The organism is Tomitella fengzijianii, from assembly GCF_007559025.1.
In the GTDB taxonomy this organism is placed as follows: Bacteria; Actinomycetota; Actinomycetes; order Mycobacteriales; family Mycobacteriaceae; genus Tomitella; species Tomitella fengzijianii.
This window is the reverse complement of record NZ_CP041765.1, coordinates 3777464-3801956: the sequence shown is the minus strand read 5'-3', so window position 1 is coordinate 3801956 and position 24493 is coordinate 3777464. Positions and strand designations below refer to the sequence as shown.

At 72.1% G+C, this 24493-nt stretch carries 22 protein-coding genes; 13 read left to right on the top strand and 9 right to left on the bottom strand.

Features of this window, described 5'->3' with window-relative positions; translation table 11 throughout:
- The first annotated feature begins 6 nt into the window (after positions 1-6).
- The 3 genes from FO059_RS17280 to FO059_RS17270 all read left to right on the top strand — a co-directional run bounded on the left by FO059_RS17280 (position 7) and on the right by FO059_RS17270 (position 3741).
- A complete protein-coding gene (locus tag FO059_RS17280) occupies positions 7-942 on the top strand; it encodes a LysR family transcriptional regulator (RefSeq protein WP_143910170.1) in 936 nt (311 codons plus the stop codon).
- A complete protein-coding gene (locus FO059_RS17275) occupies positions 935-1885 on the top strand; it encodes a serine hydrolase (protein WP_143910169.1) in 951 nt (316 codons plus the stop codon). Before FO059_RS17280 ends, FO059_RS17275 begins: the two co-directional genes overlap by 8 nt.
- A gap of 68 nt (positions 1886-1953) precedes the next feature.
- On the top strand, positions 1954-3741 hold the full coding sequence (locus FO059_RS17270) for a penicillin-binding transpeptidase domain-containing protein (protein ID WP_143910168.1): 1788 nt from the start codon (positions 1954-1956) through the stop codon (positions 3739-3741).
- Positions 3742-3785: 44 nt separating this feature from the next.
- On the opposite strand, the gene FO059_RS17265 is transcribed toward FO059_RS17270, so the two are convergent.
- Positions 3786-4400, bottom strand: a complete 615-nt coding sequence (locus FO059_RS17265; protein ID WP_143910167.1) for a phosphatase PAP2 family protein — start codon at positions 4398-4400, stop codon at positions 3786-3788.
- A gap of 322 nt (positions 4401-4722) precedes the next feature.
- On the opposite strand from FO059_RS17265, the gene efeU reads away from it, so the two are divergent.
- The 4 genes from efeU to FO059_RS17245 all read left to right on the top strand — a co-directional run bounded on the left by efeU (position 4723) and on the right by FO059_RS17245 (position 9220).
- Complete coding sequence (efeU, locus tag FO059_RS17260; protein WP_143910166.1) at positions 4723-5661, top strand: iron uptake transporter permease EfeU; 939 nt, start codon at positions 4723-4725, stop codon at positions 5659-5661.
- A gap of 94 nt (positions 5662-5755) precedes the next feature.
- Complete coding sequence (gene efeO, locus FO059_RS17255; protein WP_143910165.1) at positions 5756-6934, top strand: iron uptake system protein EfeO; 1179 nt, start codon at positions 5756-5758, stop codon at positions 6932-6934.
- Between the two features lie 31 nt (positions 6935-6965).
- Positions 6966-8270 (top strand): iron uptake transporter deferrochelatase/peroxidase subunit, encoded by a 1305-nt coding sequence (gene efeB, locus FO059_RS17250; RefSeq protein ID WP_143910871.1) that lies wholly within the window; start codon positions 6966-6968, stop codon positions 8268-8270.
- A 143-nt stretch (positions 8271-8413) separates the two neighbouring features.
- Positions 8414-9220, top strand: a complete 807-nt coding sequence (locus tag FO059_RS17245; RefSeq protein ID WP_143910164.1) for a siderophore-interacting protein — start codon at positions 8414-8416, stop codon at positions 9218-9220.
- 12 nt (positions 9221-9232) lie between these two features.
- Here FO059_RS17245 and FO059_RS17240 read toward each other — a convergent pair whose 3' ends face one another.
- The 5 genes from FO059_RS17240 to FO059_RS17220 form a co-directional block, all read right to left on the bottom strand.
- Positions 9233-10669 (bottom strand): amidase, encoded by a 1437-nt coding sequence (locus FO059_RS17240; protein WP_143910163.1) that lies wholly within the window; start codon positions 10667-10669, stop codon positions 9233-9235.
- Positions 10670-10708: 39 nt separating this feature from the next.
- Positions 10709-11755: a D-2-hydroxyacid dehydrogenase gene (locus tag FO059_RS17235; protein ID WP_143910162.1), complete on the bottom strand. Its 1047-nt coding sequence runs from the start codon at positions 11753-11755 to the stop codon at positions 10709-10711.
- Complete coding sequence (locus FO059_RS17230) at positions 11752-12495, bottom strand: GntR family transcriptional regulator (protein ID WP_199257097.1); 744 nt, start codon at positions 12493-12495, stop codon at positions 11752-11754. Before FO059_RS17230 ends, FO059_RS17235 begins: the two co-directional genes overlap by 4 nt.
- 2 nt (positions 12496-12497) lie before the next feature.
- Positions 12498-13757, bottom strand: coding sequence for an aspartate aminotransferase family protein (locus FO059_RS17225; RefSeq protein WP_143910160.1), 1260 nt, complete (start codon positions 13755-13757; stop codon positions 12498-12500).
- Between the two features lie 66 nt (positions 13758-13823).
- Positions 13824-14960 carry a Glu/Leu/Phe/Val family dehydrogenase gene (locus FO059_RS17220; RefSeq protein WP_143910159.1) on the bottom strand — a complete coding sequence of 379 codons (1137 nt, stop codon included), beginning with the start codon at positions 14958-14960 and terminating at the stop codon, positions 13824-13826.
- A 190-nt stretch (positions 14961-15150) separates the two neighbouring features.
- Here FO059_RS17220 and FO059_RS17215 point away from each other — a divergent pair, with 190 nt between their 5' ends.
- On the top strand, positions 15151-16017 hold the full coding sequence (locus FO059_RS17215) for a class I SAM-dependent methyltransferase (protein WP_143910158.1): 867 nt from the start codon (positions 15151-15153) through the stop codon (positions 16015-16017).
- A gap of 63 nt (positions 16018-16080) precedes the next feature.
- On the opposite strand, the gene FO059_RS17210 is transcribed toward FO059_RS17215, so the two are convergent.
- Both FO059_RS17210 and FO059_RS17205 read right to left on the bottom strand, forming a co-directional pair.
- A complete protein-coding gene (locus tag FO059_RS17210; RefSeq protein WP_199257096.1) occupies positions 16081-16878 on the bottom strand; it encodes a YdcF family protein in 798 nt (265 codons plus the stop codon).
- Between the two features lie 199 nt (positions 16879-17077).
- Positions 17078-17833: a (2Fe-2S)-binding protein gene (locus FO059_RS17205; protein WP_158726625.1), complete on the bottom strand. Its 756-nt coding sequence runs from the start codon at positions 17831-17833 to the stop codon at positions 17078-17080.
- Between the two features lie 88 nt (positions 17834-17921).
- On the opposite strand from FO059_RS17205, the gene FO059_RS17200 reads away from it, so the two are divergent.
- A complete protein-coding gene (locus FO059_RS17200) occupies positions 17922-18443 on the top strand; it encodes a VOC family protein (RefSeq protein WP_143910156.1) in 522 nt (173 codons plus the stop codon).
- Positions 18444-18603: 160 nt separating this feature from the next.
- A complete protein-coding gene (locus tag FO059_RS17195) occupies positions 18604-19506 on the top strand; it encodes a hypothetical protein (RefSeq protein WP_143910155.1) in 903 nt (300 codons plus the stop codon).
- 218 nt (positions 19507-19724) lie between these two features.
- On the opposite strand, the gene FO059_RS17190 is transcribed toward FO059_RS17195, so the two are convergent.
- Positions 19725-20651, bottom strand: a complete 927-nt coding sequence (locus tag FO059_RS17190; RefSeq protein WP_143910154.1) for an AEC family transporter — start codon at positions 20649-20651, stop codon at positions 19725-19727.
- Positions 20652-20825: 174 nt separating this feature from the next.
- On the opposite strand from FO059_RS17190, the gene FO059_RS17185 reads away from it, so the two are divergent.
- The 3 genes from FO059_RS17185 to FO059_RS17175 are packed head-to-tail and all read left to right on the top strand — an operon-like array spanning position 20826 to position 24480.
- Positions 20826-22367, top strand: a complete 1542-nt coding sequence (locus tag FO059_RS17185; RefSeq protein WP_235671097.1) for an MmgE/PrpD family protein — start codon at positions 20826-20828, stop codon at positions 22365-22367.
- Positions 22367-23281, top strand: a complete 915-nt coding sequence (prpB, locus tag FO059_RS17180; RefSeq protein ID WP_143910153.1) for a methylisocitrate lyase — start codon at positions 22367-22369, stop codon at positions 23279-23281. Before FO059_RS17185 ends, prpB begins: the two co-directional genes overlap by 1 nt.
- Positions 23281-24480 (top strand): bifunctional 2-methylcitrate synthase/citrate synthase, encoded by a 1200-nt coding sequence (locus tag FO059_RS17175; RefSeq protein ID WP_143910868.1) that lies wholly within the window; start codon positions 23281-23283, stop codon positions 24478-24480. The genes prpB and FO059_RS17175 overlap by 1 nt, the downstream gene beginning before the upstream one ends.
- The last annotated feature ends 13 nt before the right edge of the window (positions 24481-24493 follow it).

Genomic DNA, 24493 nt, shown 5'->3' with positions numbered 1-24493 from the left:
GGAACGGTGACGACCACCCGGATCGACCTGCTGCGGCACTGGGCGATTTTCGTCGCGGTGGCGGAGGAGGGGCACTTCGGCGCGGCGGCCGACCGGCTCGCGATGACCCAGCCGTCGGTGTCGCAGGGGCTCCGCCGGCTGGAGGATCGCGTAGGCCTGCAACTGATCGACCGCGGGGCGCGGGCGGCGGTGGTCACCGCAGAGGGGCGGCGTGTGCTGCCGCTGGCGCGGACCCTGCTGCGCGACGCCGAGCATCTGGCCGCGGAGGCCGGTCGGATCGCCGCACGCGGTGGCACTCTCGAATGCGGTGTGGCGGCGGCGGTGCCGACGTCGGCGGTGGCCGGGGCGGTGGCCGCACTTGCGGCGTCGGGCGCACGGGTGGAGGCGCGCCGGGCGACCTGTCCGCGCATCGTCGACGCCGTCGGCACCGGCGAGATGGCATGCGGGGTGGTCGAAGACCCCACTCCGTACGCGGATCTGGCGCGGGGTCGGCTGCACCGTCTGCCCCGTGTGCTGTTGGTGCCGGCCGGTTGGGGCCCGTCGGCCCGACGGCGTCTCGACTGGGCGCGGCTGGCCGGTCACCACCTGGTGACGACTCCGCGCGACGAGTGCCCTGCGGCGCACGATCTGCTGGTGGATCTGGTGGCGGCGCGGTTGCCGCTGCCCCGGGTGGTGCAGGTCGACCGCGCCTGGGACATCGTCGGCCGCATCGCGGGCGGGGAGGGCTACGCCGTGGTGGACGCCGCCTTCGCCCGGGCGAGCGGACTGGCCTGGCGCGCGCTGCCCCGCGAGTTCGACCTGCGCCTGCGCGCCGTGGTGCACCCGGAAAGGCAGACCGACCATGCGCAGCGCGACGTGCGCGCGGTACTCGACGAGGCGCTGGCCGCTGCCGCCCGCGATGCCGTGTCGGCGGGCACGGCCGTAGGGGACTGCGATGACTGATTGGTCTGGCGCCGTGCCGGATCGCGCTGGCGCCGTGCCGGATTGGCGTGACGGCGTGCGGTCGGTGCTGGCCGACGCCGGTGCGGACGGCTGGCTGCATGCCGCCGTGGTGGGGCGTCCGGATGAGTGCATCGGCGCGGGATCCGATGTGCCCGTGGTGCTTGCGTCGATGTACAAGCTGTATGTGATGGTGGCGGTCTGCCGCTCGGCGGATGCGGGGCGACTCGATCCGCTGGCCCGCGTGACGGTGGATCCGGCGCGGCACGCGCCCGGGCCGACGGGCCTCGGGGCGTTCGCCGACAACGTCGAGCTCTCTGTGCGCGACCTCGTGCTGCTCATGATGACGGTCTCCGACAACACGGCGGCGGAGGTGCTGCGGGGACTTTTGCCGGCGGGGGCGTTCGACGAGGCGCTCGCCGTGCTGGGGACCGGTCTCGAGGACGGATCGGGCGCGTCCGGCGGCGAGGGGGCCCTGCATGAGAGGGCGCGCCGATGGGGCGGCACCGACTACGAGGACGCCGCCCACCACCTGGCGCACGATCCGGCGGCCGACGCGGTGCACGCCGGGGATCCCGCCTACGTCACCCGCGCCACACCCCGCGCGCTGTGCACGGCGATGGCCGCGGTGTGGAAGGACACTGCGGCGTCGCCGGAATCGTGCCGCTTCATGCGCGGGGTGCTGGGCCGGCAGGTGTGGACCCACCGCATCGCGTCGGGCTTTCCGCAGGAGACGTTCCGCGTGTTCGGAAAGACCGGCACGATCGGCCGCATCCGCGCCGAGACCGCCGTCGTCGAACCGGACGGGGAGACGCCGATCGTCGTGTGCGTGGTGACCCGCGCGGCGCGCGCCGAGGCGAACCTGCCGCGGGTCGACGCGTCTGTGGGCGCGGTAGCGCGCATCGCCGTCGACCACCTGCGCATGTCCGCCTTCCAGCGGCGATAGCCGCACACTATCGACGCGCGCCCGCGCGCCACTTCGACACGGCGGCCGAACCCTGGTGCCATCGAAGCATGACGTCGTATTTGCACACACCCCGTGGCCGGCAGCGCCGCGCCGCAGCGGCGTCGGCCCTCGCCGTGACCGCAGCACTGGTCCTCTCCGGCTGCAGCGTGTTCGGCTCCGACGACGGGCCGATGGACAGGTTCGCCGCGGCGTTCAACAAGGGCGACGTGGCGGCCGCCGCGGAGCTGACGACGGATCCGGCCGCCGCGCAGGAGACCCTGCAGGCGGTGTTCGACGGCATCGGCGGCACCGAGGCGCACATGGACACCCCGGACGGCGACGGCGCGGAGCTGCCCACCGGTTTCGACTGGAAGGTCCCCGCGGGCGAGACGGTGCACACCGAGGGCACCATCGCGCTGGGCCCGGACGGGTCGCGGGTGCAGTGGTCGCCGCAGATCATCGACGCGCGCCTGCAGCCCGGCGGCGCCGTCGTGTACTCGGACGTGCGCCGATTCACCGCCCCGATCGTCGACCGGAGCGGCACGGAACTGATGCACTGGGCGCCGGTGACCCAGGTCGTCGTCGACGCCGGAAACCTCGCGGCGGCCGGGCCGGTCGCGGACGCGGTGTCGACCGTCGAGCCGTCGGTCACCGCGGGGCAGATCCAGGACGCGGTGGCCGCCGACCCGGCCGCGCCTTACACCGTGATCACGCTGCGCGACGAGGACCTGGATCCGATCCGCGGGGCACTGGAGGCCGTCGACGGCGTGCAGCTGATCGAGCAGGGCAAGCTGATCACGGCGGGCAAGAACCTCGATTCACCGGTGTTCGGCGAGCTGAGCGAGTACTGGCGCGGCAAGCTCGACGAGGGGGCGGGTTGGTCGCTGACCGTGTCGAACCCCGACGGCGACGCGCAGATCGGCGGGCAAGCCCCGGCGCCGCTCGACGCGGTGCGCACCACGATGGACGTGACGATGCAGGCGGCGGCGCAGCGGGCGGTGGGCGCGCGCGCGGAGCCGGCCGTGATCGTGGCGATGAGCCCGCAGACCGGGGGCGTGCTGGCGGTGGCGCAGAACGACGCCGCCCGTAAGCAGGGGTCCATCGCGCTGACGGGGCTGTTCCCGCCCGGGTCCACGTTCAAGACCGTCACCACCTCGGCCGCGCTGCAGGCGGGCGTCGCTGCGCCGGACACGGTGCTCCCCTGCCCGGCGCGCGTCACGGTGGACGGCCGCTCGATCCCCAACGACGACGACTTCGACCTGGGCGACGTGCCGCTGCACACGGCGTTCGCGCAGTCGTGCAACACCACGCAGGCGATCATGTCGGCAGACCTGGGGCCGACCGCCATGCGCGACACGGCCGCGTCGCTGGGCTTCGGCGTCGACTTCGTCACCCCGGCGCTGACGACGGTGACCGGCACCGTGCCGGTGACCGAGCCCGGCCCGGCCCGGGTGGAGGCGGCCATCGGGCAGGGCACCGTGACGGCCAGCCCGTTCGGGATGACGGAGATGGTGGCGTCGCTGGCCAACGGCGGGCGCATGGTGCTGCCGATGCTCGTGGAGGGTGAGCCCGCGACGGCGAACAGCGAGCCCGGCCCGCTCGAGCCCGCGACGGTGGACGCGGTGCGGGCGATGATGCGCGAGGCGGTGCAGTCCGGGACCGCGCGCAGCCTCTCCGACATCGACGGGCTCGGCGGCAAGACCGGCACCGCGGAGGTGGCCGGCGGCCCGGCGCACGGCTGGTTCGCGGGGATCCGGGGCGACGTGGCGTTCACCGCGTTCATCGAGGGCGCCGACTCGTCGGGGCCGGCGGTGACGATGGCGGGCGACTTCCTGCGGGGCGCGCAGAACGGGTAGGCCCGGAACGGGTAGGTGCCCCGCTGTTGCCAACCCCGCCGCTGTTACCCCGCTGACACGAGCGGCCGCAGCGGGGTCCGGGTGAGCCCGCGCACCACGGGCCGCAGCAGCCGGGCGACGACGAACGCCACCACGAGCCCGACGATCGCCCCGCCGACCAGCCCGGCGACCACGTCGTGCGGGTAGTGCGCGCCCACGTACACCCGGGAGAACCCGAGCACCAGGGCGACGACGGCGGCGACGACCCCCCACCGTTTCTCGACGAGGAACAGCCCCGCCGCGGCGGCGGCGACGATGACCGAGTGGTTGCTGGGGAAGGCGTAGTCGTTGACGGGGTCGCAGCCGCCGAGGACGAGCGCCCGCGGGTAGACGTGGCAGGGGCGGGTCTCGTCGAACACGGATTTGACCAGGTCGCTGACGATGTAGGCGGCGACGGTGGCCACCGGCACGGCGAGCGCGGCCGCCATCGCCGCGGGGCCGCGGCGCCGGGCCCGCCACCAGGCGATGACCATGATCAGCGCGAAGATCGCCAGGCCGATGTCGGTGAACGCGGTCATGAACCCGTGCAGCCAGCCGGTGTCGCGGGCGAAGTCGTTGACGTCCAGGTACAGCGAGCCGTCGATGGAGGCGCCGTCGAGGGCGGCGAGTGCGGCGGTCATGCTGCGGGTTCCTGGTTCACGCGGGCGTCCTTCGTCGGTCGGTCTGCGGGGAGGGCGCCGGTGCCTGTCCGGCCCCGGCCCCGACCGCGTCGAGAGTACCGACAGGCGGCGCCGGCGAGTGCCGTCCGGTGCGGTCGCGGAGGACGGATACGGACGTTCGTCGAGAACGCATGTTCGCGCCGCGTGCAACTTTTCGTGAGGGAATTCACTTCATCGTGGGCCGGGTGGGATGATACGTTTTTCAGGCAAACGGCAAAGGTAAGCCTTGCCTGGTACGGCCTGCTCCTGCCTGGGGCGACCGATGAAACACGAAGGTCAACCCATGCATGTTCTCGCTGCAGGCGCGGTGCTGGCGGCAGATTCCGCCGCCCCTAGCGTCTGGACACAGCTTTTCGGGAGCGGCCTGATCGGGATCCGCGAGGGCCTCGAGACCGGCATCGTCGTGATGATCCTGGTCGCGTTCCTGGTCAAGTCCGATCGCCGCGACGCGCTCAAGTGGGTGTGGCTGGGCGTCTCCGTCGCCGTCCTGATGGTGCTGGGCCTGTTCGCGGGCATCCACTTCGGGACCTCCACGGTCACGGGCACCGCGGCCGAACTGATCAGCGGCATCGCCTCGCTGGTGGCCGTCGCCATCGTCACCGCGATGGTGCTGTGGATGCGCACGGCCGCGGCGTCGATCTCCGGCCACCTGCGCGCCGGCCTGAGCCGCGCCCTGGACGTGGGCCCGGTGGCGGTGACGGCCCTGGCGTTCTTCGCGGTGGGCCGCGAGGGCGTTGAGACCGCGCTGCTCCTGGTGGGTTATGCCGAGAACGCCGGCGGCAGCGCGTGGCCGCTCGTGGGGCTGGTGGCCGGCGTCGCGGTGGCGGCCGCGTTGACGGTGGCGCTGTACTTCGGCGCGGTGCGCATCAACTTCGCGCGGTTCTTCAAGTACACCGGCGCATTCCTCGTGCTGGTGGCCGCCGGGATCCTCGGCTACGGGGTGCGCGCACTGCAGATCGGCGGGGTGCTGCCGGGCGGCTCGACGATGGCGTTCGACTGGTCGGACTCGTTCGACGCGTCCAGCTGGTACGGCACCGTCCTGCAAGGCATCTTCAACTTCCGGCCGGACCCCACGGTGGCGCAGCTCGTCGTGTGGGTCGCCTACATCGTCATCGTGATGCCGCTGTTCCTGCGTCCGGTCAAGCCCAAGCCGGCCCCCGCCGCGCCGCAGGCCGAGCCAGGCCCCGCCCCGCAGGCGGCGGACGAGCCGCAGACCGCCTGACCGGCTCCGGCGGGCGCGGCCGGCCCCCGCCACCCTCGCTCCGGCAGCGGCCGGCAGCCCGACCCTCCAATCCGTTCAAGAAGAAGGATCCCGCATGACCCGCAATGCCCCCGCCCGCCCGCACGGCCGCACGCCGCGCCGCCTGGCCGTCCCCGTCGCGGCGGGGCTCGTCGCGCTGAGCCCGCTGGCGCTGGCCGCGTGCACCGCGAAGTCGGGCGCGGACGCCGACGCGATCACAGTGAACGCCACCGACACCGCGTGCGAACTTTCGGCCGATTCCGGGCAGACCGGTCAGAGAACCTTCGAGATCACCAACAACGGCTCGAAGACCACGGAGTTCTACGTCTACGACGACGGCGACCGGGTGATGGGCGAGGTGGAGAACATCGGGCCGGGGCTCACCCGCACCCTCATCGTCAACCTGCCGCAGCCCGGGGACTACGAGACCGCCTGCAAGCCGGGGATGGTCGGCGACGGCATCCGCAGCACGTTCACGGTGTCCGGCGAGGCGCAGCAGCCCACCGACAAGTCCGCGAAGCTCGTCGCCGCCGCGGAGGGCTACAAGCGGTACGTGCTCAGCCAGATCGACGCGCTGCAGCAGACCGGGCAGCAGTTCGTCGACGCGATCAAGGCCGGCGACGTGGAATCGGCCAAGGCCCAGTACCCGCTGGTGCGCACCTACTACGAGCGCATCGAGCCCATCGCCGAATCCTTCCCGGACAACCTCGACCCCCGCATCGACCTGCGCGAGGCCGACCTGGCGGACGGGCAGGATTGGACGGGATTCCACCGCCTCGAGAAGGACCTGTGGGTGACCGGCCTGCAGCCGGACAGCGCCGCGATGGCCGATCAGCTGATGGCGGACCTGAACGAGCTCGCGGACGGCGTCTCCGCCCCGGACTTCACGGTGGATCCGCTGCAGGTGGCGGGCGGCGCGCAGGGGCTGCTGGACGAGGTGGCAGCCACCAAGATCACCGGCGAGGAGGACATCTTCAGCCACACCGACCTGTACGACTTCCAGGCCAACGTGGACGGCTCGCAGGCGGCGGTGGCCTCGGTGCGGCCCGTCATCGACGAGCAGAACCCGGAGCTGGGCACGCAGATCGACCAGCGCTTCGCCGACCTCGACGACACGCTGGCGCAGTTCCGCCAGGGCGACGGCTTCGTGTCGTACGACCAGGTCACCGAGGAGCAGAGGCGGGACCTGTCGCACAAGATCGACGCGCTGTCCGCGGTGGTGAGCCAGGTGCAGGGCGTGGTCGCCGGTGCGTGAGCAGGAGGCCGGCGGAGGTTCCGGCGCCGAGGTGGAGGCGGACACGGTTGAAGCGCCGCGCCGCGGATTCTCCCGGCGTTCGCTGTTCGGGCTGGCGGGCGCGGGCGTCGTGGTGGGCGCGGCGGCCGGCGGGGCGGTCGGCACGGCCGTCGGCAGGGCCACCGCTGCGGACGGCGGCGGGATGGCCGGCACCGTCCCGTTCCACGGCTCCCACCAGGCGGGCATCGTCACGGCGGCGCAGGACCGGATGCATTTCGTCGCCTTCGACGTGATCACCGACTCGCGCGAGAAGCTGGTGTCGCTGCTCAAGACCTGGACGTCGATGGCCGAGCGCATGTCGCAGGGGCTGCAGGCCACGCCGGACGGGGCGACGGGCTCCGGGGAGTACTCGCCGCCGGACGACACCGGCGAGGCGCTGGGCCTGGACCCGTCGCAGCTGACGATCACGATCGGCTTCGGGCCGGGGCTGTTCGTCGGCGCGCCGGGCACGCCCGCCGAGGGCGAGGACCGGTTCGGCATCGCGGCGCGCAAGCCGGCGGCGCTCGAGCAGATGCCGCGGTTCATGCTCGACGCCCTCGACCCGGCGCGCAGCGAGGGGGACATCTGCGTCCAGGCCTGCGCCAACGATCCGCAGGTGGCGGTGCACGCGGTGCGCAACCTGGCGCGCGTGGGGTTCGGCGTGGTGGCCGTGCGCTGGTCGCAGCTGGGGTTCGGGCGCACCTCGTCCACGTCCACCACGCAGGAGACCCCGCGCAACCTGTTCGGCTTCAAGGACGGCACCCGCAACATCAAGGCCGAGGACTCCGCCGCCGTAGACGATTACGTGTGGGTCGACGGCGCCGACGACCAGCCGTGGATGGCGGGCGGCTCGTACTTGGTGGCCCGGCGCATCCGCATGCAGATCGAGCCGTGGGATCGCACCACGCTGCACGAGCAGGAGCGGGTGTTCGGCCGCGAGAAGGGCTCGGGGGCGCCGCTGGGCCAGGACGACGAGTTCGACCCGCTGGACCTGCAGTCGAAGGGGCCCAAGGGGCTGTTCATCGACGAGGATGCGCACGTGCGGCTGGCGTCGGCGGAGAAGAACGGCGGCATTCAGATCCTGCGCCGCGGCTACAACTTCACCGACGGTTCGGACGGGTTGGGGCATCTGGACGCGGGGCTGTTCTTCATCGCGTACTGCCGTGACCCGCAGAAACAGTTCGTGCCGCTGCAGACGGCGCTGTCCCGCAACGACCTGCTCAACGAGTACATCACCCACGTCGGCTCCGCCGTGTTCGCGGTGCCGCCGGGGGTGGGCGGCTCCGGCGACCACTGGGGCTCGGGGCTGTTCGCCTGAGGGTGCGGCCGTCGCGTCACCGTCGGAAACAGTGATATAAGGTGAGGCTAACCTCGAGCATTGGGCCGGGTTGCTGTGCCGGGCACTGCCGATTCGGTTACGCCGGGCCTGGCATCACCGACGACCTCCGAGGAGTGAAAGCCATGTACGGAGAAGTGATCAGCACCGAGACGCTGACGCCGCATCTGATGCGCGTGGTGCTCGGGGGCGACGGGCTCGCCGGGTTCGCGGCACCCGACCACGCCGACGCCTACGTCAACTGCTTCTTCCTCCCGGCCGGCGCGCCGTACGGCGTCCCATTCGAGGACGCCGAGGTGCGTGAGCTGCCGAGGGAGCAGCGGCCGTTTCCCCGGCGGATCACGGTGCGCACGTGGGACGACGCGCGGCGTGAGCTCACACTCGACATCGCCGTGCACGGCGAGGAGGGCTATGCGGGCCGCTGGGCCGTCGCGGCGCGGCCCGGCGACAGGCTGCAGATGCGCGGCCCGGCAGGCGGATACCGGCCCCACGCGGATGCGGACGCCTACCTGTTCGTCGGCGACGAGAGCGCGCTGCCCGCGATAGCGGCCTGCACGGAGGCCGTGCCCGCGGGCCGTCCGGTCCGGGTGGTCGCAGAAGTCCACGACGCCGGCGAGGAGATCGGGCTCGACTGCCCGGGCGAGTTGCAGGTGACCTGGGTGCACCGCGCGGGCGCGGCGGACCCGGACCGACTGCTGGCCGACGCCGTCGCGGCACTGCCCCGGGCCGAGGGCGTGGTGAGCGCGTTCGTGCACGGCGAGGCGGCCGCCACCCGTGCCGTGCGGCGGGTGCTGCTGGCCGGCCGGCTCGTCGATCCCGACCTCCTGTCGTGTTCGCCGTACTGGCGCACCGGCCACGACGACGAGCAGTGGCGCGCGGTCAAGGGCGCCTGGGTGCGCGCGGTCGCGGCGGAGACGATCCCGGTGTCCTGACCCGCCGCCGGCTCACGGCCTGGCGCGCCACCACTCGGTGGCGTCCTGGTATTCGCGCGCCGCGGTGAGGACCAGCCGGTCGGCGTGCCGCGGGCCGACGATCTGCAGGCCCACCGGCAGCCGCGCCGCGGTGAACCCGCACGGCACCGACGCGGCCGGCTGCTGGGTCATGTTGAACGGGTAGGAGTACTGGCACCAGGTGGGCCAGTGCTCGCCCTGCCACCCGGGCGGCACCTCCAGGCCCGCCTCGAACGGCGGGATCGGCATCGACGGGGTGACGAGCAGGTCGTAGGTCTCGTGGAACGCGCCCATGCGCACGCCCATGTTCATGCGCACCTCCATGGCGTCCAGGTAGTCCTGTGCGCTGTACTCGAGTCCCTGCTCGCACACCTTCCGCAGCGTCGGTTCCATCAGGCCGCGCTGCGCGTCGGTGAGATGGGCGGTGGCCTTGGCGGCGCCCGAATACCAGAGGCACTCGAAGTGCTCGAGGGGGTCCTCGAACCCCGGGTCTATGCGCTCCACCCGCGCGCCCAGCGATTCGAGCACGGCGACGGCCCGGTCGACGACGCCGCCCACCTCCTCGTCGAGCGGGGCGAAGCCGAGGGTGCGGCTGTATGCGACGCGCAGCCCGTCGAGCGCCCGCAGGCCGGTCGCCGTCTCGTGCTGGTCGTGGCTGTAGGGACGGGTGGGGGTGGCCAGCGCGGACCAGTCGCGCGAGTCGAAGCCGGTGATCACGTCCATGAGCAGCGCCGCGTCCTCGACGGTGCGGGTGATCGGCCCGACGTGGGCGAGAGTCCCGAACGGGCTCGGCGGATACATGGGCACGGTGCCGTAGGTGGGCTTGAACCCGACCACGCCGCAGAAGCTGCCGGGGATGCGCACGGATCCGCCGCCGTCGGTGCCGATGGCCAGCGGTCCCATGCCCGCGGAGACGGCGGCCGCCGCGCCGCCGCTGGACCCGCCGCTGGTGAGGGCCGTGTCCCACGGGGTGCGGGTGGCGCCGTTGAGGGGGCTGTCGGTGACCCCCTTCCACGCGAGCTCGGGCGTGGTGGTCTTGCCCGGGCACACCGCGCCCGCGTCCCGCAGGCGCGCCACGGCGGGGGCGTCCTCGGTCCAGGGGCCTGCCGGATCGATGGTGCGCGAGCCGCGGAGGGTGGGCCAACCGTCGGTGAGGAAGATGTCCTTGATGGAAGTGGGGACGCCGTCGATGCCGCTGAGGGGCGTGCCCGACGTCCACCGCCGCTCGGAGTCGGCCGCCGCGGCCAGCGCGTGCTCCTCGTCGACCAGGCAGTAGGCGTTGAGGTCCGCGTCGCGTTCGGCGATCCGCCGCAGCACGGCCCTGATGGCGTCGACGGGCGAGACGTCGCGGCGCCGGAACGCGTCGGCCAGCTCGGTGGCGGTCCAGTCGGCCAGGTCGGCGGGGCGTGCGCCGGGTGTGTTCGGATCCATGGTCTCCTCCTGTGTTGCCGCCTGGGACTGGTGCGGTGACTACCCGTGCACGTAGCCGCGGTGCTTGTCGACGATGTTGTGCAGCGCGCCGGGGTCCGCCGCGCGGATGTATCGCTCGAAGTTGTCGACGAAGATCTCGGCGAGCCGGTCCCGCCAGCCCGCCGCGTCGCCGCTCATGTGCGCCGTGAGGATGGCGGTGTCGATCGACCACAGCGGGTGGTCCGCCGGCAGCGGTTCGGTCTCGAACACGTCGAGCGCGGCCCCGGCGATGCCCTGCGCGTTGCCGTCCTGCTCCCCGCCGTCCTGCTCCCCGCCGTCCTGCATGCCGTCGCCCTGCATGCCTTTGCGCAGCGCCGCCACCAGGTCGTCGGTGACGACGAGTTCGCCGCGGGCGATGTTGATCAGCCGCGCCCTCGGCGGCAGTGCGCGGAGGACTGCGGCGTCGACGAGCCTGCGGGTCTGCTCGGTCAGCGGCGCTGCGAGCACCAGGTGGTCGACGTCGCCGACCACCGAGGCGAGGTCGCCGCTGGCGTGGACGGTGCCGAAGTCGTCGTCACCGTCGCGGGCGGTCCGCCCCACCCCCGTCACCCGCATGCCGACTGCCCGCAGCAGCCGGGCGATCTCGCGGCCGATGGCCCCGGTACCGACGACCATCGCGTGCGCCCCCTCGATGCGCTCGGTCTCGCGGTGCTGCCACCGGGACTGCGACTGGAGGCGCAGCGATCGGGGCAGGTCCTTGGCGAAGGCCAGGATCGACCCCAGGACGAACTCGGCGATCGGCCGGTCGAAGACGCCGCGCGAGTTGGTGACCGTCACGTCGGAGGCGACCAGGTCGTCGAACAGCAGCGTGTCCACCCCGGCGGCGGCGATGTGCACCCAGCGCAGGGCGTCCGCGTGCGGCCAGGCGTCTTGCAAAGCGCCGGAGAAGAAGTCCCACATCAGCAGCACGTCGGCGCCCGGCAGGTCGCGGCTCAAGTTCTCCGCGGTGGTGTAGCGGACGTCGGCGGACTCCTCCACGCGTGGGAATCGGCGGGGGGCGGCGTCGGATTCGAGGATGACGACGACGGCGGGCTTGGCGGTGCTCATGGTGTGTGCTTACTCCTGGACGGTACGGCTGGGCCGGATTCAGCGGGGCCGTGCGGACCGCCGCCACGCTCGCGCATGAGCTGCTGCAGGTCGTCGACGGCGGTGGACAGATGGGCGCGGATGGCGGTCCGCAGTTCCGGTCCGTCGCCGGCCTCGAGCAGGTCCACCAGCCGGTGGTGCTCCCCGGGCAGGTCCTGCGGGCGCAGGTAGGCCCGTCCCAGGTCGAGCATGCAGATGCGCGTCTCGGCGGCGAGGGTGGCGTAGATGCGGGTCAGGCGGCCGTTGCCGGTACGCGCCACCAGGGTGGAGTGGAACGCGAGGTCTGCGCGGGCGACGGCGGGCCAGTCGCCGCGGCGCACGTGGGCCGGCATCGGTTCGATGATGGCGCGCAGCCGTGCGGCCACGGCGGCGCGCTCCGGGGCGGCCCGGCCGGCGAGGTCGTCGGCGGCGGCGAGCTCCAGCGCCGCCCGGGCCGAGTAGATCTCCGCGATGTCGCGGGGAGCGAGTTCGACGACGAACATGCCGCGGTTGCGGTGGCTGACGACGAGGCCCTCCTGGGCGAGTCGCTGGAGGGCTTCGCGCACCGGCCCGCGGGAGACCTGCAGCCGGCCGGCGAGGAATGCCTCCCCCACCTGCTCGCCGGGCCGGAAGACGCCCTCGATGATGAGCTCGCGGAGCTGATCGGCGATGAGCGCGGCGGTCTGCGGCCCGGTGAGCGGGGTGAGGCCCGCCGCCGCCACCGTCACTCCTCCCCCTGGAGCACCGCCTCGATCGCGGCGGACAGCCGCGCGGCGCCGTCGGCGATCTGTTCGTCGGTGACGACGAGGGGCGGGATGATCCGGACGACGTTGCCGAGCCCGCAGTTGAGCAGCAGAAGACCCTGGTCGACGGCGGCGTGCTGCACGGCGTGACCGGTAGCGACGTCGGGCGTGCCGTCGGGTGCCGTGAACTCGATGGCCTGCATGAGCCCCAGGCCGCGGACGTCGCCGATCCGGGGATGCGCCGACGCCAGCCCGCGCAGCGCCGCGTGGAGGGAGGCCCCGCGGTCGCGGGCGTTGTCCACGAGCGCCTCGTCGCGGACGACGTCGAGGGTGGCCACCGCCGCGGCCGCCGCCACCGCATTGCCGCCGTAGGTGCCGCCTTGCGAGCCCGGCCACGCCGTGGACATCAGCTCGGTGGGCGCGGCGATCGCGGAGATGGGGAAGCCGCTGGCCACGCCCTTGGCGATGGTCATGATGTCGGGCACGACGGTGGAATGCTGGTGGCCCCAGAACTTGCCCGTGCGGCCCACGCCGGATTGGATCTCGTCGGCGATCAGGAGGATCTCGTGCCTGTCGGCGCGTTCCCGCAGGCCCTCGAGGAACCGGGGCGGGGTGGGGATGTAGCCGCCCTCGCCCAGGACCGGCTCGATGATCATCGCGGCGGTGTCCTGCGGGCTGGAGACGGTCTGGAACAGGAAGTCGAGCTCGCGCAGGCAGAAGTCGACGGCGGTGTCGACGTCCCATCCGTAGCGGTAGGCGGTGGGGTACGGGGCGAAGTGCACCCCGGCCATCAGCGGGGCGTAGCCCGAGCGGAACTTGGTGCCGGAGCTGGTCATCGAGGCCGTGGCCACCGTGCGGCCGTGGAATCCGCCGTGGAAGGCGATGATGTTCGGCCGGCCGGTGGCCATGCGCGCCAGGCGCATGGCGGCCTCGACCGCCTCCGAGCCCGAGTTGGCGTAGAAGAGCGAGTCGATGCCCGGCGGGAGGACCTCGCCCAGCTTGTCCGTCAGTTCCAGCAGCGGCTTGTGCATGACGGTCGTGTACTGCGCGTGGATCACCGTGCCCACCTGGGCGCGGGCCGCCTCGACCACCCTCGGGTGGCAGTGCCCGGTGCTGGTGACGCCGATGCCGGCGGTGAAGTCGAGGTAGCGGCGACCGTCGGTGCCGTGGATCCAGCAGCCCTCGGCGTGATCCACCACGACGGGAGTGGCCTGCTTGAGGAGGGGGCTTAAGGCTGTCATGTGGTCACTGTCACTCTCTGATTGTAGATTGTCAACAATCGATCGCGGGGGTGCGCGGCGTGGAACTCAGCCGCGCACGGCCAGGGACAGCGCGGTCTGGCGGGGCATGGTGCCGTCGAGCAGCCACGGCGTGAGCACCTTCTTGACCAGCGTGGACATCTCGCTGCGGAGCCGGCCGTACACGTCGTCGTCCTCGTCCAGGAGGATCCACCACGCCCACGCGACGGCGCCGGCATTGGCGATGAAGTCGGGCACCACGGGGATGTCGCGCACCGCCAGCTCCAGTTCCGCCTCGTGGGTGGCGGCCGCGTTCGCGCCCTCGACGACGATCCGCGCATTCACCTGATCGTGGTTGTGCGCGGTGAGGGCGTAGGAGACGGCGGCGGGGACGAGCACGTCGACGGTGAGGCCCAGCAGCGTGTCACGCGGGAGCTCCTCGGCGCCGTCGCCGAGGACCGACCGGTCGAACTCGCCCCATTCGTTACGCGTGGCAAGCAGCGCCGGGATGTCGAGGCCGTCGGGGTCGTAGACGGTGCCGAGGGCGTCGGACACGGCGACGACGGTCATCCCGAGGTGCTGCGCGTAGAGGGCGGTGGCGCCGCCGATCGTGCCGAAGCCCTGCACCGCCATCGTCGTCGACTCCGGGCTGTCGCCGAGCTCGTCGAGTGTCGCCGCCGCCGCCTGGGCCACCCCGTATCCGCCGATCAGGTCGCACAACAGGCCGTCCGGTGTGGACGCGCCCATCGCCTCCTCCACCCGATGCAGCGTCGCCTTGCGATCGGCCGAGCGGGAGATCTGCGCGTGGTAGGAGGACGGGCCCAGGCCCGCCGCGTCGAACTGCGCGTCGAGCACGTGCTGCGAGACTCCGAGGTCCTCCGCAGTCACCCAGGTGCGTTCCAGGAACGGGCGCATGGCGTCGATGAAGCGGAGGAGGACGCCGTCGCTGCGGTCGTCCTTGGGGTCGAAGTCGATGCCGCCCTTCGCGCCGCCCACCGGGAGCTGGAACGCGGCCGATTTGGTGGACATCGCGTAGGCCAGGTCCTCCACCTCGCGGAGGGTGCACCCAACCCGCATCCGGCAGCCGCCGGTGGCGATGCCGTCGACCAGGTCGTGCACCACGAGGTATCCGACGGCCGGGGACTGGTCGTCATGCCAGGTGACGGTGAGGTGCGGTTTGGTCTGCAGGACCGGCTTCGGTTGCATGATGCCTCCTGGAGATGACGCGCCCCGTTGGGGCGTTCGCTATGTCGCTGGTGGGATGGCTTTCTGTCGGGGACGGGCGGGCTGTGGTGCCGGCTGTTCCGCCGGTGGTGCTGGCCGTACTCGCAGCGTACGTCCGAAGCACGCGCCCGGGTCGGAATCGGCGGGAAGCGTCGGGGTGCACACTGGCGGGATGAACTGGTTCAGCGACGGAGGCGCCGACTACGCGCTATCGCGTCCTGATTACCCGCCGGAGGTCGTTCGCCACCTCGCCGGCGTGGCGCCGCCCGGTGCGGGCGGCGCGGGGTGGGTCGTCGACGTCGGCTGCGGCACGGGGCAGTTCACGGAGCAGCTCGCGACGGCCTATCCCGCCGTGATAGGTGTGGACCCGAGCGCGGATCAGCTCGCCAACGTCCGCGCCGCTGCGGGCGGAGACCGGATCGGGCGGGTCGCCTACGCCTGCGGCGCGGCCGAGCGGCTGCCCATCGCGGACCACGTCGCATCGCTCGTCACCGCGGCGCAGTCGGCCCACTGGTTCGACCTGCCCCGGTTCTGGGACGAGGTGCGGCGGGTGACGGTCCCCGGCGCCGTCGTCGCACTGGCGACCTACGGCAAGCTCGTGGTGGGCCCGCCCGGTGATGCTTCGCTTCCCGTCCCCGACACGGGCGGCACCATCCGCACCGGCGGTGCCGCCGCGCCGCTGCAATCGGATCGAGATAGGGGAATCGACGCGGCGGGAGCACGATTCCAGCGATTCTACGGCGAAGAGATCGCACGTTTCTGGCCGCCGGAACGTGCAATGGTGGAAAACGGGTATTCGGACATCCGCTTCCCTTTCGAGGAGCTTGCCGCGCCTGCCGCGACGATCCGCAGGTCATGGCGGCTCGACGACCTGCTCGGGTACGTCGGCACCTGGTCGGCGACGCGCAACATCCATGCACGAGGACACGGCGATCTCATCGACCGGTTCGCGGCCGACATGGCGGAGCTCTGGGGGCCGCCCGAACTCCGGCGCCCCGTGCAGTGGCCGGTATCGATGCGGGTGGGGCGTGTGGGCTGACCGGACCCCACCCGGTGGCCAGGTGCCCCGGCCCCGGCGTTGAACCGGGGCACCCGCCGGCGCCTACGGTGCGACGACGCCCTGGATCGGCCGTTCCCCGCCGACGGCCTTGCGGAAGTCGACCAGCGCGCGCTGCAGGTGACCCGGTGAGGTGACCACGACCGCGGCGGGCGACCGGCGCGAGTCGAGGATCTCGTCGGTGAACCGCGCGTTCTCGATGGTGGACGTCGAACGCCCCTCCTTGGTGATCCGGTCGCCCGGGATCCCGTTGGCGACGAGCCAGTCGTACATCGCGTCGGCCTCGGTCCGCCCGTTCTGCGGCACTCCGCCCGTGACGACGATCGGTGCGGCCGGGAAGTTGTTCGCGAGATCGAGCGCCGCGCGCAGGCGGCTTTCGAGGACCGGGCGCATGGTGCCGTCGTCGTACAAGCCGGCGCCCAGGACGACGATGTTGGTCCGTACCGGGTCGGTCCTGAGCAGCAGCGGCGCTTCGGTGGTGAGCGTCTGATCCTCCGTGCACGCGACGATCGCCTCGGCGTCGTCGCTCTGACATCCGCCGACCGTCGAGAGGATCGCGTTGGACACCGTCGTGGGCAGGCCGAGTGAGCCGGAGAACGCGGCGATCGCCTCCGGAATCAGGTCCACCGACTTGACCGAGAGGCTGCCGGAGTCCGCCAGTTCGGCGATGCGCGGGGGCACGCCCGCGGACTCGAGCAGTGCGCCGGGCGAGGGCGGGGCGGCCTCCGCGGTGCCGGGGACCGCGATCGCGGCGGTGGCCGCGATCGCGACCGACGCGGCCACCGCCCCCAGGGCGGATCGGCCGCGGGGCCGGACAGCGGACGAGCTCGGTGAATCATTCATTCGTGCAGACCTCCCCGTTCTGATTCAGCAACTGGACGGAAGGTACGTGTGTCAATCGATTCCCGCCAGAGGGAATTGATATTTGCTGGCAGACGGCTTGAAAATCTTAATTCAGCGAGTGTTTCACGGGTGAATATCTCGATTATGTAACGCTGGGGAGGCGCGTCGCGGCCGCGTCCACGGAGGATGCGGACACTTCTCAGGACCCCGCGAACCACCCGCCGAGCGCGGCGGCGCGCTCGCCCGGGCTGCGGCGTGGGCAGCTCACGCACTTGCCCTGACCGGGCGCCTGGAAGAGGAGGCAACAGGAACTGCGCCGGACTATCCGGAGGCCGCCGGCGGGCGGCGGCGATGCCGGATCGGCAGGGCGCACGCTGACCCGGGCGGCGCCGTCCATGGCGAGCGGCGCCGACGGGTGCGGCGCTGATGGGTGCGGGACCACGTCCACGAATCGCGCCGGCACCAGCGGCGGGCATGTGAGGCGTCGCGCCAGTACGCAGGCATCGGCGCAGCGTCCGGCGTCGACACCCGCCTGCAGCGCCTGATTGGCCAGAGAATCCGACGCGATCGCCCACAGCGAGGGTTCCGGAGCACCCGAAGCCCGCGCGAGCGCCCCGATGATCGCCGCGAACGCCGGCACCAATGCCCGCCTGTACTCGTCGGGCCCGCTCACCCACCCCGCGGAGCGCGCGGAACCGAGGTGACCGTACGGGGTGAGCGTGCAATCCAGTTGTGCCAAAGCAGGGTTCGGGGCGGTTCCGTCGGCCAGGAGCATCCGGGGGCCCGGGGCCGTGAGCGTCGCGCTCGCCGAATACCACCAGAGCGTGCCCGCCGCGCGGTCTTCGCGAAAGCGCCACCGCCGGCGGGTGTCTGAGACCTGCCGGGCCAGCCACGCGCCGTCGCGCAGGGCCTCGCCGGAGAACGCATCTACGCGCGGTGGCAGCCGATCGCCCATCGTCGTGATCCTTTCCCGAGACCGGGATGCCCGGGCACGAGCCCGGCGACGTCCAGTGTGCCGCCACCGCCGGTGGGACAATGACGGCATGTCGATCAAGCGTCTCAACCACGCCGTGCTGTACGTGTCGGACCTGCAACGGAGCCTCGACTTCTACGTGGGCACGCTGGGATTCCGCGTGCTCAGCCAGTTCCCGGGCGCGGCGTTCCTGCAGGCCGCCGACTCGGCCAACGACCACGACCTGGGCCTGTTCCAGGTGGGCGACACCGGGCCCCGCCCCGCCCGCGGCGTGGGGCTGTACCACCTGGCGTGGGAGGTGGACACGCTCGGCGCGCTGACGGAGATGGGGCGGCGGCTCGGCGAGGCCGGTGCGCTGACCGGAGCCGGCGACCACGGTTCCACGAAGGCCCTGTACGGCGCCGATCCCGACGGCATCGAGTTCGAGGTGTGCTGGATGGTGCCGGACGCGTCGATCCTCGACGAGCTTGAACCCGGAACGCCGCCCACCCGGCCGCTGGACCTGAACGCGGAGATCGCCAAGTACGGGGCCGACACCCCCGGGGGGCCACGCGAGGACTTCGGCGTGTGGGAGCAGATCCGCGCGCGCTGACGGGCGGGGGCTGTACCTCTACTGACCCCGCGTTTGGTGGACATTTGGCTGGAAATCGGCGGAAATCCAGCCAAATGTCCACCAAAGAGCACTGGGAGTTATCCACAGGCGGAGGTCTGCGCGGCGGAGAACGTCCCAGGCCGGTGCGATCATGTGGGGCGTGGAGGGGAGCGAGCCGTTTCGTGCGGCGGAGGCGGTATCGAGCGGCCAGGTGACCAGGAACTTCGTGCGCAACAAGTGCATGCGCATCCTCCCGGGCGTCTACGTCCGCGGGGGTGTGCCGCTGACCGCGACGCGGCGTGCACACGCCATTGCGATGTGGGCGTCGAGCAAGCCGAGCGGCCGTTGCGGGGTCGTGCTGGCAGGCAGGTCCGCTGCCGCGTTCTGGGGCGCCAAGTGGATCGGGGACGACGAGCGCGGAGCCTGCAACAGCCGACACGCGGTGCAAGCTCTCGATGACGTGGATGTGTACCGGGACAGGCTCTGCGAGGACGACATCCTGACGGTGCGGGGAGTCGCGATCACCTCGCCGGCGCGCACGGCATTCGACCTGGCACGGCGGATCCCCGGCGACGAGGCCGTCATCAAGGTCGACGCCATGTACCGGACCCGCAGCGTGCACAAACGGCAGCTGGAACTCTACGCGCAGAGCCGTCCGCGAGTGCATGGCGCGCGGAGGGCGAGCGAGGTGATCGCGCTCTCGGCCGAAGGGGCCGACTCGCCACAGGAGACCCGTATGCGCCTGGCGATCGTCCGCGCAGGCTTCCCGCCGCCCGAGTCGCAGATCCACGTGCGCACCGACGACGGCTCATTCAGCGGATATATCGACCTGGGGTGGCGGCGCTGGCGGGTGCTCCTCGACTACGAGGGCGGCGGTCACACGGAACGGGCGCAGCTGGACAAGGACGTGCGCCGGGGAAATGCGCTGCACAAGGACGGGTGGAACTGGGTGCGGGTTCGGGCGCACCATCTGCGCGGCGACGGGCTCGTCCGGTTCCTCCGCGATGTGCGCGACGCCTTGCTGGCAGCCGGCGCTGATCCCGGGGAGCTGCCGGTTCTGTGAGCCACCGCCCCGCCCCGTCCCGCGTCGCCCTGCCCCGACTCGCCCCGCCCCGTCCCGCGTCGCGTTTGGTGGACATTTGGCTGGAAATCCACGGATATCCGACCAAATGTCCACCAAACGCCGGGGCAGTGGGGATCTCGGGGGCGGCCACCAAACGCCGGGGCAGTAAGGATCTCGGGGGCGGCCACCAAACGCCGGGGGCAGTGGGGATCTCGGCGTCACCCCAGCAGCGCGGTGACCACGAGGATCACGGGCACCGCGGCGATGGTGGTGACCAGCGCCGCGTCGCGCGCCAGCACCATGCCCCGCCCGTACCGGGAGGCGTAGATGAACACGTTCTGGGCGGTGGGCAGCGCGGCCACGACGACCACCGCGAACAGCACATGCCCGTCGAGCCCCAGCCCGAACCGGCCCAGCAGGTAGGCGAGGACAGGCTGCGCGACCGCCTTGAGCAGGGAGGCGACGGCGACATCGCGCCGGGGGCTCGTGCCCTTTTTGAGCACCTGCGCCCCGGACAGCGACAGCCCGAACGCCATCAGCGCGCCCGGCACGGCGGCGCCGCCCAGTAGTGAGATCGAGTCCATGATCGGCTCGGGCGGCAGCCAGTGGGCCGCGGACAGGACGAGGCCCGCGATGCCGCCGAGTGCGATGGGGTTGCGGACGATCGACGCGGCCACCCCGCGCAGCGATCCGGGCCGCCCGGTGGTGGTCACGTCGAGCACGGTCAGGGCGATCGGCGCGTAGACGATGATCTGGAACAGCATCACCGGCGCCACATACGACGCGTCGCCCAGGACGAACACGGCGATGGGGATGCCCAGGTTGCCGCCGTTGAGGTACGACGACGCCATGGCGCCCACCATCACCTCGGGGCCCGCGCGTCGCAGGACGTATCGCGCCACCACCGCGTACACCACGGCCACGGCGAACGCGGTGCCGGCGGCGACGGCGAGACCCGAGGAGAACAGCGTCTGGAGGTCGGCGTGCGCCACGACGTCGATGAGCAGCGCCGGGGTGGCCACGTAGAACACCAGGCGGGTGAGCACGATCCGGCCCTGGTCCCCCAGCGTTCCGCGCCGGCCCAGCAGGTAGCCGACGGCGATCACCACGAAGATCACCACGAACCCCGACAGCACACCGGACACGCGGGGCACCTCCGGGAGCGCGGCTGCAGGGGATCTCCGCAAGTTTAGATCCGGCGGCCCCGCGGCACTGCGCGAGTAACGTCCGAAGTAGGGGTGGCCCACCCCGGAAGCCCCACCCCGGAAGTGTTGGCGGCGGCCCGCCCCGCGACCGCCGAATCAGGTGCAGGAGGCCCCATGGCTGGAGAGCAGATGCCGGCATCGTCGCTGCGATTGCATTCCGTCCACACCGTCCGCACCCACAGATCCGCCGAGGACTTCCCTCGCGACGAGCACCTGGCGTGGAAGATCGCGCAGGTCGCGGCCGATCCCGTCGAGGTCGACGAGGACGTGCGCGAGATGGTGGTCAACCGGATCATCGACGACGCCGCTGTGGCTGCCGCGTCGTTCGCGCGGCGGCCGGTCGCGGCGGCGCGGGCGCAGGCGCGGGTGCGCCCCTACTCCCCCGGCGGCTCGGTGTGGGGGGTGCACGGCCGGTTCGCGCCCGAGTGGGCGGCGTGGGCGAACGGTGTCGCGGTGCGCGAGCTCGATTTCCACGACACGTTCCTGGCGGCCGAGTACTCGCATCCCGGCGACAACATCCCGCCGATCCTCGCCGCCTGCCAGCACGCAGGGGCATCCGGCGCGGACCTGGTGCGCGGTATTGCCACCGGGTACGAGATCCAGATCGACCTGGCGCGCGGGATGTGCCTGCACGAGCACAAGATCGACCACGTCGCCCACCTCGGCCCGTCGGTCGCCGCCGGCATCGGCGCCGCGCTGCGCCTGGATCCCGAGGTGATCTACCAGGCGATCGGCCAGGCCCTGCACACCACCACCGCCACCCGGCAGTCCCGCAAGGGCGCGATCTCCAGCTGGAAGGCCTACGCCCCCGCCTACGCGGGCAAGGCCGCCATCGAGGCGGTGGACCGGGCGATGCGCGGCGAGGGCGCCCCGGCCCCGATCTGGGAGGGCGAGGACGGGGTGATCGCCCGGCTCCTCGGCGGGCCCGACGCCGTCTACGAGATTCCGCTGCCCGCGCCCGGCGCCCCGCAGCGCGCCATCCTCGACAGCTACACCAAGGAGCATTCGGCCGAATACCAGGCGCAGGCCATCATCGACCTGGCCTTCCGGCTGCGCGGGCGCATCGGCGACCTGTCTCGGATCGCCACCGTCACCCTGCACACCAGCCACCACACGCACACCGTGATCGGCACCGGCGCGAACGACCCGCAGAAGTTCGACCCGCACGCCAGCCGCGAGACCCTCGACCACTCGGTGATGTACATCTTCGCCGTCGCCCTGCAGGACGGAACGTGGCACCACGAGCGCTCCTACTCCCCCGAGCGGGCACAGCGCCCCGACACCGTCGAGCTGTGGCGGAAGGTCGCCACCGCCGAGGACCCCGAGTGGACCCGCCGGTATCACGCCCCGGACCCGGCGGAGAAGGCGTTCGGCGCGCGCGCGGAGATCACGCTGGATTCCGGGGAGACGATCGTCGACGAGCTGGCCGTGGCGGACGCGCACCCGCAGGGCGCCCGCCCGTTCGGCCGTTCCGAGTACGTGGCCAAGTTCCGGTCGCTCGCCGACGGCGTCGTCGCCCCGGACGAGCAGGACCGCTTTCTGGGCGCGGTGGACACCGTCGCCGACCTGCCGCCCGGGCAGTTGCACCGGCTGGGGTTCACGGTGACCGACGAGGCGGAGGCCCGCGTTCCCGCAATCCCGGAAGGACTGCTCTGATGACCGGATTGATCACTTCCGACGTGCCCGCCGCCGACAAGCGCACGGCGTTGCGCGCCGGCCTGACGTCGGGCAGCATCGTGCGGCTGCCCGGCGCCTTCAACCCGCTGACCGCCACGCTCATCGAGGAGGTCGGCTTCGAGGGCGTCTACGTCTCCGGCGCCGTCGTCTCCGCCGACCTGGCCCTGCCGGACATCGGCCTGACCACCCTGAGCGAGGTCACCGACCGCAGCCGCCAGATCGCCCGCGTCACGTCCCTGCCCACGCTCGTCGACGCCGACACCGGCTTCGGCGAGCCGATGAACGCGGCGCGCACCATCACCCACCTCGAGGAGGCCGGGGTGGCCGGCTGCCACCTCGAGGACCAGGTCAACCCCAAACGCTGCGGGCACCTCGACGGCAAGGCCGTGGTGCCGGCCGCCGACATGGTCCGCCGCCTCGGCGCCGCCGTCGGCGCCCGCCGCGACGAGAACTTCGTGATCTGCGCGCGCACCGACGCCCGCGGCATCGAGGGGCTGGATGCCGCCATCGACCGGGCCAAGGCCTACGCGGACGCGGGCGCCGACATGATCTTCACCGAAGCGCTGGCCGACGAGGCCGAGTTCGAGGCCTTCCGCAAGGCCGTCGACGTGCCGCTGCTGGCGAACATGACCGAGTTCGGCAAGTCCGAGCTCATCCCCGCACGCCGGCTCCAGGACATCGGCTACAACGCGGTCATCTACCCGGTCACCACGCTGCGCCTGGCCATGTTCGCCGCCGAGGAGGGTCTGCGCGAGCTCGCCGCCGAAGGCACCCAGGCCGGGATGCTCGACCGCATGCAGCACCGCAGCCGGCTCTACGAGCTGCTCGACTACGAGGGCTACAACGCCTTCGACACCTCGCTGTTCAACTTCACGCTGGAAGGAGGCGCATGATGCCGGAGCAAGCCGACGGCGCCGCGCTCGACGGCCGGGGGGCGGCGCCGGACATCCACAAGGGCCTGGCCGACGTGGTCGTCGACTCCACGGAGATCGCGGCGATCGACCCCGCGACCCAGTCGCTCACCTACCGCGGCTACCCGGTGGAGCAGTTGGCCCGGGAGTGCGGCTTCGAGGAGGTCGCCTACCTGCTGTGGAACGGCGAGCTGCCGGAGCCCGCGCGGCTGCACCGGTTCATCGAGCGGGAACGCGAGCACCGCCGCACGGACCGCCCGCTGGACGCCCTGCTCGCGTTGATGCCGCGACGGTGCCATCCGATGGATGTGCTGCGCACCGTGGTCGGATACCTGGGCGCCCGCGACCCGGACGAGGACGCGGCGATGGTCGACGCCGGCGGCTCGCGCGACGCGGAGGCGCTGCAGGAGGGGCGCCAGCAGGACGAGGCGCTGCAGCTCATGGCGCTCATGCCCACCGTCGTGGCGGCGGACATGCGCCGGCGGCGCGGCCTCGATCCGGTGGAGCCCGACGAAAGACTGGGCTTGGCGGCGAACTTCCTGCACATGTGCCACGGTGCGGCGCCGGACCCGGAACCGGCGCGCGCCTTCGAGACGTCGCTGATCCTGTACGCCGAGCACAGCTTCAACGCCTCGGCCTTCGCCGCGCGGGTGATCACGTCCACGCAGTCGGACCTGTACAGCGCGGTGACGGGCGCGATCGGAGCGCTGAAGGGCCCGCTGCACGGCGGCGCCAACGAGGCGTCCATGCGCAACCTCCTGGAGATCGGCGGCCCGGAGCGCGTCGGCCAATGGCTGCGCGGCGAGCTGGATGCCCACCGCAAGGTGATGGGCTTCGGGCACCGGGTGTACAAGAACGGCGACTCGCGGGTGCCGACGATGCGGGCCGCGCTCGGGGAGATCGCAGAGCGGCGGGACGGGCGACGGCTGCTCGCGGTCTACGACGAGCTCGAGCGGCAGATGGACGACGCGACCGGGCTCAAGCCCAACGTCGACTACCCGGTGGGCCTCGCCTACCACCTGCTGGGCATCGACATCGAGATGTTCACGCCGATCTTCGCGATGGCGCGCGTCGCGGGCTGGGCGGCGCACATCATCGAGCAGCGTCGGTCGAACCACCTGATCAGGCCGTTGGCCCACTATGACGGGCGCAGCAGGCGGGACGTGCCGTCGTCGGCGTGAGAACACGCTGGGA

Excerpts from the sequence above, each read along its gene's own strand:
- FO059_RS17275 (WP_143910169.1), top strand. The coding sequence starts at position 935 with ATGACTGATTGGTCTGGCGCCGTGCCGGATCGCGCTGGCGCCGTGCCG.
- FO059_RS17270 (WP_143910168.1), top strand. The coding sequence starts at position 1,954 with ATGACGTCGTATTTGCACACACCCCGTGGCCGGCAGCGCCGCGCCGCA.
- FO059_RS17265 (WP_143910167.1), bottom strand. The coding sequence starts at position 4,400 with ATGACCGCCGCACTCGCCGCCCTCGACGGCGCCTCCATCGACGGCTCG.
- efeU (WP_143910166.1), top strand. The coding sequence starts at position 4,723 with ATGCATGTTCTCGCTGCAGGCGCGGTGCTGGCGGCAGATTCCGCCGCC.
- efeO (WP_143910165.1), top strand. The coding sequence starts at position 5,756 with ATGACCCGCAATGCCCCCGCCCGCCCGCACGGCCGCACGCCGCGCCGC.
- FO059_RS17245 (WP_143910164.1), top strand. The coding sequence starts at position 8,414 with ATGTACGGAGAAGTGATCAGCACCGAGACGCTGACGCCGCATCTGATG.
- FO059_RS17240 (WP_143910163.1), bottom strand. The coding sequence starts at position 10,669 with ATGGATCCGAACACACCCGGCGCACGCCCCGCCGACCTGGCCGACTGG.
- FO059_RS17235 (WP_143910162.1), bottom strand. The coding sequence starts at position 11,755 with ATGAGCACCGCCAAGCCCGCCGTCGTCGTCATCCTCGAATCCGACGCC.
- FO059_RS17225 (WP_143910160.1), bottom strand. The coding sequence starts at position 13,757 with ATGACAGCCTTAAGCCCCCTCCTCAAGCAGGCCACTCCCGTCGTGGTG.
- FO059_RS17220 (WP_143910159.1), bottom strand. The coding sequence starts at position 14,960 with ATGCAACCGAAGCCGGTCCTGCAGACCAAACCGCACCTCACCGTCACC.
- FO059_RS17215 (WP_143910158.1), top strand. The coding sequence starts at position 15,151 with ATGAACTGGTTCAGCGACGGAGGCGCCGACTACGCGCTATCGCGTCCT.
- FO059_RS17210 (WP_199257096.1), bottom strand. The coding sequence starts at position 16,878 with ATGAATGATTCACCGAGCTCGTCCGCTGTCCGGCCCCGCGGCCGATCC.
- FO059_RS17205 (WP_158726625.1), bottom strand. The coding sequence starts at position 17,833 with ATGGGCGATCGGCTGCCACCGCGCGTAGATGCGTTCTCCGGCGAGGCC.
- FO059_RS17200 (WP_143910156.1), top strand. The coding sequence starts at position 17,922 with ATGTCGATCAAGCGTCTCAACCACGCCGTGCTGTACGTGTCGGACCTG.
- FO059_RS17185 (WP_235671097.1), top strand. The coding sequence starts at position 20,826 with ATGGCTGGAGAGCAGATGCCGGCATCGTCGCTGCGATTGCATTCCGTC.
- prpB (WP_143910153.1), top strand. The coding sequence starts at position 22,367 with ATGACCGGATTGATCACTTCCGACGTGCCCGCCGCCGACAAGCGCACG.
- FO059_RS17175 (WP_143910868.1), top strand. The coding sequence starts at position 23,281 with ATGCCGGAGCAAGCCGACGGCGCCGCGCTCGACGGCCGGGGGGCGGCG.